The sequence below is a fragment of the Roseivirga sp. genome (assembly GCF_965216855.1).
Taxonomy (GTDB): Bacteria; Bacteroidota; Bacteroidia; order Cytophagales; family Cyclobacteriaceae; genus Roseivirga.
Genome location: NZ_OZ244204.1, coordinates 2427196 through 2439204 on the forward strand (window position 1 = coordinate 2427196; position 12009 = coordinate 2439204).

At 40.4% G+C, this 12009-nt stretch carries 9 protein-coding genes; 4 read left to right on the forward strand and 5 right to left on the reverse strand.

What is annotated here, in order from left to right:
* Positions 1-42: 42 nt before the first annotated feature.
* Positions 43-948 (forward strand): UbiA family prenyltransferase, encoded by a 906-nt coding sequence (locus ACOOEY_RS10880; protein ID WP_420384738.1) that lies wholly within the window; start codon positions 43-45, stop codon positions 946-948.
* Here the strand turns inward: ACOOEY_RS10880 and ACOOEY_RS10885 are convergent.
* Positions 945-2060: an NAD(P)/FAD-dependent oxidoreductase gene (locus tag ACOOEY_RS10885; RefSeq protein WP_420384739.1), complete on the reverse strand. Its 1116-nt coding sequence runs from the start codon at positions 2058-2060 to the stop codon at positions 945-947. The genes ACOOEY_RS10880 and ACOOEY_RS10885 overlap by 4 nt on opposite strands.
* 114 nt (positions 2061-2174) lie before the next feature.
* Here ACOOEY_RS10885 and ACOOEY_RS10890 point away from each other — a divergent pair, with 114 nt between their 5' ends.
* Positions 2175-4676, forward strand: a complete 2502-nt coding sequence (locus ACOOEY_RS10890) for a zinc-dependent metalloprotease (RefSeq protein ID WP_420384740.1) — start codon at positions 2175-2177, stop codon at positions 4674-4676.
* A 50-nt stretch (positions 4677-4726) separates the two neighbouring features.
* On the opposite strand, the gene ACOOEY_RS10895 is transcribed toward ACOOEY_RS10890, so the two are convergent.
* The gene (locus ACOOEY_RS10895; RefSeq protein WP_420384741.1) at positions 4727-5965 is read right to left on the reverse strand and encodes an aspartyl protease family protein; all 1239 of its coding nucleotides are present in this window, start codon (positions 5963-5965) and stop codon (positions 4727-4729) included.
* A 56-nt stretch (positions 5966-6021) separates the two neighbouring features.
* On the reverse strand, positions 6022-6456 hold the full coding sequence (locus ACOOEY_RS10900) for an SRPBCC family protein (RefSeq protein ID WP_420384742.1): 435 nt from the start codon (positions 6454-6456) through the stop codon (positions 6022-6024).
* Positions 6457-6565: 109 nt separating this feature from the next.
* Between ACOOEY_RS10900 and ACOOEY_RS10905 the strand changes: the two genes are divergently transcribed.
* The gene (locus ACOOEY_RS10905; RefSeq protein ID WP_420384743.1) at positions 6566-9646 is read left to right on the forward strand and encodes a CHAT domain-containing protein; all 3081 of its coding nucleotides are present in this window, start codon (positions 6566-6568) and stop codon (positions 9644-9646) included.
* A 46-nt stretch (positions 9647-9692) separates the two neighbouring features.
* Here the strand turns inward: ACOOEY_RS10905 and ACOOEY_RS10910 are convergent, their stop codons facing one another.
* Both ACOOEY_RS10910 and ACOOEY_RS10915 read right to left on the reverse strand, forming a co-directional pair.
* On the reverse strand, positions 9693-10724 hold the full coding sequence (locus ACOOEY_RS10910) for a hypothetical protein (RefSeq protein WP_420384744.1): 1032 nt from the start codon (positions 10722-10724) through the stop codon (positions 9693-9695).
* A 7-nt stretch (positions 10725-10731) separates the two neighbouring features.
* Positions 10732-11268, reverse strand: a complete 537-nt coding sequence (locus ACOOEY_RS10915) for an RNA polymerase sigma factor (RefSeq protein WP_420384745.1) — start codon at positions 11266-11268, stop codon at positions 10732-10734.
* A gap of 178 nt (positions 11269-11446) precedes the next feature.
* Here ACOOEY_RS10915 and ACOOEY_RS10920 point away from each other — a divergent pair, with 178 nt between their 5' ends.
* Positions 11447-11989, forward strand: coding sequence for a response regulator (locus ACOOEY_RS10920; RefSeq protein WP_420384746.1), 543 nt, complete (start codon positions 11447-11449; stop codon positions 11987-11989).
* Positions 11990-12009 lie beyond the last annotated feature (20 nt).

Here is a 12009-nt window from a genome sequence, read left to right on the forward strand (position 1 = left end):
TAATAGTTCTTTTGTACTAAATTGTTCAGACAAAAGCTGAATATGTTTAAAAAGGCAACCTGGCTTCATTTAAGGCTTCCCTTCTCTTACTTTTTACTCCCGATTTACCTGTTTGCCATTTCAATCAGCCCGAATCTGAGTGAAGGTGGTTTGCTGGGGCTGTTCTTAATCCTGCACTTCTTTATTTATCCGGCCAGTAATGCTTACAACAGCTATTTCGACAAAGATGAGGGGAGTATTGGCGGGCTTAAAAACCCACCAAAGGTTGATAAGAATGTGTTCTATATTGCTCAGCTTTTTGATGCATTCGGCCTTGCTCTAACTATCTATTTTTTCCCGGGTAACTGGACGCTTTTACTCATGATTTTGACCTATATCCTGGTTTCCAGAGCTTATAGTTATTCAGGAGTGAGGTTGAAAAAGTATGCAATTGTCAGCTGGCTGATAGCAGGTTTTTTTCAAGGAGCCTGGGTGGTATGGCTGATATATATAGGCCTTAATGATTTTGCCTTCTCTAGTATTTTTAAGCTTCATGTATTGATACCAGGACTGCTGGCATCTGCTATTCTTTGGGGCTCATATCCTATGACACAGATTTATCAGCATGAAGAGGATGGTAAGAGAGGGGATGAAACGCTTTCCATGAAGTTGGGAATAACGGGGACCTTTCATTTCACCGGGCTGTGTTTTTCTGTGGCTGTATTGGCTTACCTGTGGTACTTCAATACTTACTGGCAGATCAACTATGGACTCTATTTTCTACTATTTATGTCGCCAGTGCTCGTCTTTTTTAGCTGGTGGTATCTAAAAACCAGGAAGGAGAAGAATCAGGCGAACTTTAAGAATACCATGTATCTTAATCTGATTAGCGCAACCTGTCTGGGTGGCTTTTTCCTCTATTTCTTTTTGCATTCGTCACAGATTCTCAATGTGGTTGGGGTTTACTAAAAGGGCTGCCCGTGAGTATTTTTCATAATGGTTCTTGCCAGGGGTGGAAGCGCTTTCATAAGGCCGACTGCTATTTCTGAAGTAAATTTGGACCCGAATAACTTCTGGGTTTGTCTGCCAACCCAAAGTCTTTTTTTGAATAGAGAATTCCAGTGCTCAGTATATTCTTTCTCCATGGCTTCTCGATTGAGGCCGGAATCGGAGTAATGAGCTTTGATACAATCGGCCAGGATTTTACCGCTGTGAATAGCCATGGCCATACCATTTCCACAAAGAGGAGTGATCAGGCCTGCTGCGTCACCCGCCATTAGCACATGGCTTTCAATAAGTCTTTTAGGTTCAAAGCTAAATTCATTGATCACCTCAGGTTGCTCGAACAGGAAGTCTGCATTCCGAAAAATTGACTTGAGCTTCGGATTCTGATAAAGCACCTCTTTTTCCATTTCGGCAATACTGCCATATTGCTTCAACGTGTCACGTGAACCTAAATAGCACAGGTTATATCGGTCATCTTCAATGGCTGAAATGCCGCAATACCCACCCTCAAAGTTGAGGAGGCTGATTTGATCTTTAGGAAAGTCGGTTCGGATGTGGTATTTCACTCCGAGGTATGGGGACCGTCTGCGCGCAAAATCACGATTGAGTTTTTTGTCCAGTAAAGAGCGTTTGCCGAAGGCGCCAATCACCACATCAGCCTCTAATTGCTGTCCATTGGAGGAAGAAAGCTCAAAGTGTGAATCTGTAAATTTGAGGGAGACGATACTGGTTTGTTCATGAACTTTTACTCCCAGGCTTTTGGCTTTATTCGCCAGGTGGAAATCAAGTGCATATCGGCTCAAACCAAAGCCTCCCAGGTCGAGGGGCATTTGTAGGCTTCTCCCCTTGATTGAACTGAATTCAAATCGTTTTAGTCGTGCAAGCGACAAATCAGAAGGGAGTAATTGTTTCTTCTCCAGATAAGGCCTTACTTCATTCGAAATATATTCACCACAAACACGATGAAAAGGGTATTTCTTTTTTTCAAAAAGGCTTACTTCGTAGTCACCTGTAGCTAACTCAATGGCCGCAATAAGTCCGGCTAAACCCCCACCTATGATTACAATGTCTTTCAAAACGGAATGAATGAAATATATGCCTTAACCACTTAAATAAAATGAAAAATTAAATGGGCTTTTTGATTTAAGTTTAAAGTCCAAATTAGTAACCCACAGACAACTAACAGTAATATGAGACCTTTTAAAACTACTAGAAATGGTTTGTTTTGTTTGTCGCTTACTGCATTAATGTTCATTGGCTCAACAGATGCTGATGCTCAACGCAGAAACAGGCGAAACAACCAGGAGGAAGCTAAACCAGCAACCCCACCACAAGAGCAAAAGGCGCCTCCAAAAAAAGGAGGGATTCAACCTTTCGACAAAGTCATCACCAAAGATGCTGAAACAGACGAGGGCTTGTTCAATGTGCACAAACTAGACGACAAGTATTATTTCGAAATTTCTGACAGTCTTCTCGGAAGAGACATGTTGATGGTTACCCGTATTGCCAAGACCGCTTCAGGTATTGGTTTTGGTGGAGGTAAAACCAACACTCAAATGCTGAGATGGGAAAGAGAGCAGGATAAGATCTTATTGAGACTGATCTCTACTACCATTACCGCAGCAGATTCTCTGCCAATTGCCGAAGCAGTAGAGAACTCCAATTTCGCTCCCATTTTAGCGTCATTCCCAATCAAGGCAATCGCTAAAGATTCTGCAGGTACCGTAATCGATGTTACTTCTCTATTGACGGGTGATAATAAAACCATGGGTCTTCCTGGTTTCTATCGTACTCAATACAGAGTGACCAGACTGGATAATGATCGTTCATATATTTCAAGAGTAAGCAGTTACCCTGAAAATATTGAGTTGAGACACGTAAAGACTTATTTGGCCACTAACTCTCCTTCAGCGAGTGCAGACGGCTCTATTTCCGTTGAAATGAGTAACTCCATGATCTTGCTTCCTGAAGAGCCAATGCAGCGTAGACTTTATGACAGAAGAGTAGGTTGGTTTGCCAGAGGAACAACAGATTATGGTCTGGATGTTCAGCAGTCTAAGACTATCCGTTATCTGGATAGATGGAGACTTGAGGTGAAGGAAGAAGATATGGCCAAGTTCAGAAGAGGTGAACTGGTTGTGCCTAAGAAGCAAATCGTTTATTATATCGATAGAGCCACTCCAGAAAAGTGGGTAAAGTATATCAAGCAGGGAGTTGAAGACTGGCAGGTAGCTTTTGAAGCAGCTGGTTTCAAAGAGGCAATTATTGCTAAAGAAGCCCCTAGCCGTGAAGAAGATCCAGATTGGAGCCCGGAAGATGTGAGATATTCTGTAGTGAGATATCTGGCTTCTCCTATTCCAAACGCAAATGGTCCTCACGTATCGGATCCCAGGTCTGGTGAAATTTTAGAAAGTGATATCAACTGGTATCACAACGTAATGACTCTGCTGAGAAGATGGTTCTTTGTACAAACTGCTGCTATCAACCCAATGGCTCAGTCACCTGAGTTCGATGATGAAGTAATGGGTAGATTGATTCGTTTTGTATCTTCTCACGAAGTAGGTCACACATTAGGCTTACCGCACAACTTCGGTTCTAGTAATGCTTACCCGGTAGACTCATTGAGATCTGCTTCATTTACTTCCAGAATGGGTACTGCTCCTTCAATAATGGACTATGCCAGGTTTAACTATGTCGCTCAGCCGGAAGATCAGGGTGTGGCACTGATGCCAAACATTGGTGAGTATGATAAATATGCCATTGCCTGGGGTTACAGACCTATTTTAGATGCTGATAGCCCGGAAGCTGAGTTACCAACTTTGAGAAAGTGGATCGAAGACAAAAATGGTGATCCGCTTTATAGATATGGAAGACAAGGTAATAGCAATGATTACACCGCTCAAAGTGAAGACCTGGGTGATGATGCAATGAAAGCCAGTACTTATGGCATTGCTAACCTCCAAAGAATTATGAATAATCTGAGAGACTGGACTTATGTTCAAGGTTCTGATTATACTGAGCTTGGCGAAATGTATGGTGAAGTAAGATCACAGTTTAACCGATATATGGGTCACGTACGCAGATATGTTGGTGGCGTAAAAGAGGATTACAAAACCGCAGATCAAGATGGGCTGGTTTACACTCATGCGCCTAAAGCAAAACAAAAAGAGGCTGTTAAATTCCTGAATGAGCAATTATTCTCAACACCTAGCTGGATGCTTGATAACGAGATCATCGGTAGGCTGCAGGATTACGGTGCAGTTGAAAGCATGAGATCACTTCAGGTATCAACCCTGAATGACTTGTTAGGTTGGGGTAAACTAGGTAGAATTATCGAGAACTCTGCTTTAAATGGCAACCAGGCCTATTCAATCATTGAGCTTACTGCCGATATCAGAAATGGTATCTGGTCAGAGTTGAGAGGTGGAAATGCCATAGATACCTACAGAAGAAACCTTCAGAGAGCGCACATCGAAAGACTTGAAACACTTTTGACAGAAGATGAGCCTAATACAAGGTTTGGTGATAGTGTAGATGCTTCACAATCGGATATCAGAGCTATTGCTCGTGCTGAACTGAAAAGACTACAGTCTACTATCAGGGCAGCTATTCCAAGAACATCAGACAGTATGAGTAAAATTCACCTGGAAGATGCTCTGGAAAGAGTGAATAGTATTCTTGATCCGAAATAAGATTAATATAGACAGATGAAAAAAGGCAACCTTTCGGGTTGCCTTTTTTATTAGATAAGCCTTTTAAGCTTGATTTCCTTTTTGTAGAGCTTGCCATCTCTTTTAATGATGAGGTCCAGTTTAGTTCCGGGTTCTTCCCTCAAGAAGCCATTGACTTCAGAGAAAGAGTAGAAGAAAATAGGCTTTCCGGCTATGGAAATGATCTCATCATTAGGCTGCAATCCTGCCAATGCTGCAGGAGATTTTGGAATAATAGTTGCCACGTAATATTGCTTCAGGTCTTCTCCACCAGCTGTGAATGTGAAGCCGGCTCTGTTGAACTTAAAGTCTTCTTTGTAGTTCTTATTCTTTTTGAGATATACACACTCATTGAGGTAATCATAAATAACTGTGAATCGTGAAAGCACATCAGAGCCCAGTGTACCGTATCGGGTGATGGAACCCTCATTGTCTTTTACCTCTTTTTGAATTCTCCAGTCTTCCGGATAAGAAGCCAACACTTCCTTAAACTTGAACCTGCCCACCTTAATCTTTTTTACTCTTCCCAGCTGACCTTCTAATGACCCGGTGAGGCTACTGCCTAGTGTATGATCGATGGTTTCTTCGGGAAGCACGATGCTTTCATGTCTTTCTTCATCAAGGAACAGAGCACTGCTGGCACCAGTATCTATCAGGAGTGTAAGATCAACCTTTTTCTCTCCTCTTTGCTTTAATCGGGTTTTGATATAAGGTCGGAATCGTTTCACTTCTATATCGAGCTTCTTAAACTTTCTGGGTGCTTTAAATTTAGCATGTTCGTAAAGTCTGATTTTTTCATTTTCGTAATCAATCTCAACCACAAACCTGTTGAATAGCTCCGAACCGAGAATACCATGAGCATCTACACCTAAGATATTTCTTACATCCAGGTGGTTGTCTTTCAATACTAACATAGATTGCTTGGTGGCTTCGACACCAGTCATCTGAATGTTCAGATCATTGGCCACGAGGATATCGGTGATTTTACTGCCATTATCAGCGTAAATGGGAATCTTTCGGGCGTCTACCAGATTATTTTCTGCAATCACCCACTTGTCGAATATCATTCCCGATTCTGACCCTGTATCAAGAATGAAGTTAAATGGACCATTGTCGTTGATAATAATTGGAACGACTATCAGGTTACTCTCCTGTTTGAAGCTGAGTTCAACATATGATTTACCATTGGAAAGAGAGAAACCCAGAGGGTTTTGAGCTTTGACGGACACTCCACACATCAATAGCGCAAGGAGTAACAATTTTATTTTCATAGGTTCGTTGGTTAGACTGCCTTAAAGACACATACGTTATATGTTCACCCTTAGTTTTAACCGAATATCCTTCTATAAATAGGCTTCCTGTAAAGAAATTGAAGTAGCAGGGCAGGGTAAATCAAAATATCCATGAACCTGTTTCCACTAGAAAACACTACTTCATCCACAATTTCTGATCCTTCTTCCCTGCTTATTATGTGGTGAGTGTGTTGCCAAGAATTCAGCATAAAAGGTAATTCAAGTCCTTCGTCTTTAAAGTAATAATGTGATTCAGTGTTGTACTCATCTGTGATTTGACTAACCCACCTTTGCTTGGTCAGAAGGAAATTAAGCTCAATCACTACCATATCTCCAGGTTTGGAACCATCGAATTTCAAAACCTTAACTGTTGGAAAAGGCGGACTCAGCTCGCGGAATAAAGATTCATCGAAACCTTCCTTTACTTTGTTCAAGGGCTGGTCGACTTTGGTTCTGACCTCAAATTTCATGATTTAACAACTTCAAAATAGCATGTAATGTTGGGAGCTGAGTAATCATTGATTGTTCTTTGCAGGCAGGTTTCTTATATTCATTAGTAATTCACCTCAACCTGGAAGAATGAGCGGCAGCAGATTATTGAAATTCAGCTACCTGATATTGATCGGCCTATTGCTTTTGGCATTCAATGATACTCAATCCTATGCACAGGATTTTGAGGTCAGATCGAAGTATGTACTCGACAGCACAGAGTTTAAATTACCCTTATCATATTATGCTGATGCCAGAAATGCAATAGAAAGGAACCAAAGAGATCTTGGCAAGGAACTCTATATCAAGGCCATTGAAGCCTACAAGGATATTTATAAAGAGGCCATTCAAAATCAAAACTGGAGAGTAGCCATTTCAGCATTGATCGAAGCAGCAGATATTGAAAGACGTATTTCAAATGATGATACCCCTTTTAAAACATTAAACCTGGCGCTCGATATTCTGAAGAATAAGGACATCCCTCTGGATGATATTCTTTGGTTCAGAACCTATTTTACGGTTGGGAAAACGGCACACTGGAGAAGTGACTATTATGTTTCAACCGCATATCTCGATTCTGCTCAGGTACTCTATGACCATTCATCCCAATATGACAGTACCAACTATAAGCAACTGGTAGAATATAAATTCTATGGTTACATGTTCTCAAAAAAGAGTGTTGATACACTGCAGAAGTACATCGATATAAGAGTGGAGCAAGAGAGAGATAACCAGAAAAAGAACCCCAACCCTGAAGAAATGCTCTATCTGCTTGAAGATTATGTGGGCATATACAGTCAGAAGGGTGAGTATGACATGGCGCTGGCTTATGCCATCAGTAACTACAAATATGCTGTTCAGCATTACAATGATATTCAAGACAGAAGCATCCGAGATAAGGCTTTTTATGATCTGGCTTTGGCATTATATCGCAAAAACGAATTCGAAAAGGCATTGAAGGTATCTCTTGAGTATATCTCGAATACAGACTCAAAGAACAATCCCAATTATTTCAATACCATCTATTTGTTGGGGTTGATCTATAATGATTTAGACCAACCCAATGAGGCTATCGACTACTTTAATCAATACCTGAAAACTCAGACAGATAATTTTGTCACCCAGGAGCTCGAGATATCTAAGGCCACCGCTATACTCAACCTGGGGATCAATTTCTATGAGTTAGGGGATATTGAGACGGCTAATGAGAAGTATCAGGAATCGCTTGAACGGATGAAAGCCATTGTTGACTTTCCTAATTCAGCTCTCATTAACCCCTACAGATACATAGGAGATTTTTATGCGGTTGAAAGCAAGTGGCAAAGTGCTCTGATTAGTTATGATAGTGCTTTGAGAAACACAGACCTAAGCTACAATGGCGATATTTTAGATTTTCCTGAGCAGGATTCTACCACCAGGTTTTCCCTTGAGGCCCTGACTATTCTCAAGAAGAAGGCCATGGCTATGTTAAAGAACCAGATAGTAGAGCAGGATCAGCTGAACTTGCTTCAGTCAGTTCTGGACTATGTGGATCAGACGCATGAGAAGTTAAAAACTAATAGATCAGACCTTTACAAGACTGATGGCAAACTATTCCTAAGCCAGTTTTTTAAAGAGTTATATGAAACGGGTATTCAGGCCTGCTACAAATTATATGAAGCCACAGGAGAGAACAACTATGCTGTAAAGGCTTTCAATTATGCGCAATTGAGCAAGTCGAATTTATTTCTGGAGCAGGAAAAGGACTATAAGGAATTAGCCAGCTCTAATATTCCTTATGACCTGAAGGAGGAATATTATTCAGCCACAGCCCGCCTGGAAAACCTTAAAGCTGAATTGTATGATGCACTCGAGAATTCTGTAACCAGTGACTCTGTTTTGAGAATCAATGATCAGATTCTTAATCTGGAGGCAACTACCGATCAGTTGAAGGATAGCATTGTAGAAAACTTTGGTCCGGTAGAAGAAGGAGAGGAGGAAATTATGTTGATGAATAGCATCAGTGTTAATCAGCTGATGCTAGAGTATTTCTATGGCAATGATGATATTTTCTCTTTCGGTGTACGCAGCTCAGGGAAGGTAACATTTAAGAAGATTTCCTTATCAGATGAGCTGAAGGGAGATTTAGAGCAGTTTTTGGCTATAGTATCGACTCCTCCCCGCTTTGAATATTTCGATGAGGACTTCCAGAGTTTTAGAGGCTCGTCAAAACGATTGTTTGAAAAACTGGTTCAGCCACTTCTTCCTGAAAGAAAGGGAGATATTGATGAGTTGATTGTCGTCCCGGATGAATTCCTGACCAGGCTGCCATTTGAAGCATTGGTGGTGAATGATGAAAATAGTAGGAGCTATAAGGACCTGGAGTATCTGATAGGAGATTATCAGGTAAGGTATTTAATTTCCTCTAACAGTCGCGGTCGAAGTAAGAGCGCTGAAGATGTTCAGAATAAAATATTGGGAATAGGCTTCAGCCAAAGGGAAAGCTCAGGCGAACCATCAAGAGCAGGTTTTGCTTCTTTGCCGGGAACAGAAAGAGAAATACAGTTTTTAAAGGCCAGTTTTGATGGTGATTACTATCTGGGCGCAGAAGGTTCAAGAGAGCTGTTCCTTTCCAAGGCACAAAACTATGATATTATTCATTTGGCCATTCATGGTAAAGCAGATAGTACCAATAGGTTCCAGTCATCTCTAATCTTCAATGGTAAGGATAGTATTCTTAATCCCAACCAGCTCTACCTGGCCAATATCAATGCAAGATTAGCTGTACTGAGCGCCTGTGAGAGTGGTATGGGACAAATAGAGTCTGGTGAAGGCACCTTCAGTATTGCGAGAGGCTTTGCCATTGTTGGTGTACCTAATATCATTATGAGTTTATGGGAGGTTAATGACAGAACGACTTCTTCTCAGATGGTTGATTTTTATGAGAATCTCTTAAATGAGGGATTGGGTTTGAATCAGTCACTAAGAGGAGTTAAGCTTGACTATATTGCTGAGAACGATTCCTATGCCAGTCATCCATACTTCTGGGCAAGCTTCATCCATTTAGGCAGTGGCTCTGATTTTGTAGATGACAGTTCCGATTATAATCTTATTCTGATATCAGCAGTTTTGGGTTTAATTCTGCTAATGGCAATTGGAATTCTGATAAAAAAGAAAAGGAACCTGTTATAGATTCCTTTTCTCGCGTGCATGTGTGTGATTAGAGAGTCTCTTGGTATTAATATTTGTCAATTATAAATGCGCTTCCATCTACTCCTCTACCTCTGCCTCTGTTTCTTACTTTCTCAACAATAACAAATACTGTCATATCTCCATCGTTAAGATCACTAATTGGCTGATCGGTAAAGAATCTGTAAGTTTTATCGTTTGTCATACTGGTTACAATACCCCATTGGTATTTTCTCATTCCAATCGTATTTTCCATAGAACCGTCTGGTGAAGGACTATCATCTTTAGGTCTGTTGTTTACACCGCTTACTGGCCCTGAGTCTAAGTCTACCTCATTTAAGGAGTAACCCATTTCTTGAAGTAGCTCTCTTGCTTTTTCCTCATATTCAGAGTCATTCACAATCATGTTAGCCAAGGAGCCTAGGGTAGCTTCTTCATTGTCTTCTTTTAACAATGTAAGAGCTAAGTACCACTTGGCTTGCTCCTGAAATGCAGAGAAATTGTTGATTACAGTATTTAGGCTTTTCACGGCCTCTTCAGTTTTACCTGTTTCAAGTTGACTTACTCCTAAGTAGAAGTAGTTCATTGCGCTTGGAGATTTCAATGCCAATTCTGAAAGAAATTCTTCAGAGGCAACATAGTCTCCAGCATCATACGCACCGAAAGCTCTATCTTCCAGTGAGAGCTCATTATCCATTGCACCCCTTACCTGGCCAGAAAGGCTATTGTAGGCTTTGAAGTGTTTATCGAATAATTCCTGATTGGTAGCCGAGCTAAAATCGCTCAGCCCAACGTAGCTGATGGCTGCTATCAATATAATGCTAGCAGCAATTGAGATTACTTTTTTCATAACAGTCTGATCTTTGGTTGTTTCTTCCGATTCGATGGAGGTCTCAATTTCATCGAATAAGATTTTTATGTCCTTTCGGGCATTTTGCCTCACCTGGAGACGGATTTCTTTGAGTTCCTGAAATTCCTGATTGAAAGCAGGATCATTCAAAAGCCTGCTTCTAAATTCTTTCTTTTCTTCAGCTGATAACTCACCTGACAAATACTTTTCAATCAATTCAAAATCACTCATTGGATTATTATAAAAGTCTCTTAATTCTTTGAATACACTTGTATTTCAAATTCTTAACAGTGTTTCCATTCTTATAGCCTAAAATTTCAGCGATCTCGTCATTAGATAAGTTGTTGAAATAAAACAGCCTCAAAATGTCAGCACATGGGTTTTGAAGATTCTCTATAATGCCTTTTACCTTTTCTAACCTTGATTCTGTATCTAAACTGTGTTCGTCAATCTCTTCGAGTAATAGATGTTCTTCATATTCTTCGTTGAAGGAGAGTTTCGCATCCTTTCTTGAGTCAGACAGCAACTTGTTTTTTCCTACTGAATACAGGTAAGTTTTAATACCGGCATCATTCATTTCTTCAATTACATCTTCCAGAACGTTTTCGTAGAAGGAGAGAATCGCATACTGAAAAATGTCAATCGCTTGCTCATGGCTACATTTGTGTGAGTAGGTAATCCATTTGATGAAACTTGGTCGGTATCTCCGATAAATTTCCTCTAAAGCACCTTTATCACCCGTTCGTAACCGTAAGATCAACGAGTTTTCACCCATGCTCTCTGTTCTTTAGTGATTTTAAATGTGAAATGTCACCCAAAGGAGTAAGATTTTTTTTCAATTTTTTTTGGCTTACCGGGTTTTGTCGAAAATTTCACACAATATAAATATTAGGTCTGTGAAAGGTTATATAACTGAAGAAAGTTTGAAAATATTTGTTTTAAGTGGGTGACAAATGGGGACTAAAATCACTAATACATACAAGGGTGATGTTATGGGAATGCGATCTTACTACTTAATTGACAACAAAATTCAGTCTCTGGAAGAAACTGAATCAGGTCAAATTGAAAAGAAAAAAACAAAAACTGCTTCAGTACTCACGGAGCAGAATGTGTTGATTGTTGATGACAGTCCTATTAATCTAATCGTAGCAGAAAAGACCCTTTCCAAGTTTGGTGCTAACTGCTTCAGAGCCATTTCTGCTAAGGAAGGCCTGAAAGTTTTCAATCAGAATCGAATCGACTTGATATTGATGGATTTACACATGCCTGTAATCGATGGCTTCAAAGGTACCGACCTGATCAGAGAAACTGAAAAATTCCAATCCAACCCTATTCCAATTATGGCCTATACCACTTTCTCTTATGATGAAGTGATGGAAGGTATCAAAAAGCATCAATTAGACGGATATATCGGTAAACCATTCACCCAAGCCCAGGTTATCGGATCCATCTTTGAGGTGCTCAGCTTAAAGCAAAAGAAATACAAGAGGGCCTAGTCACCCACATCTCACTTAGT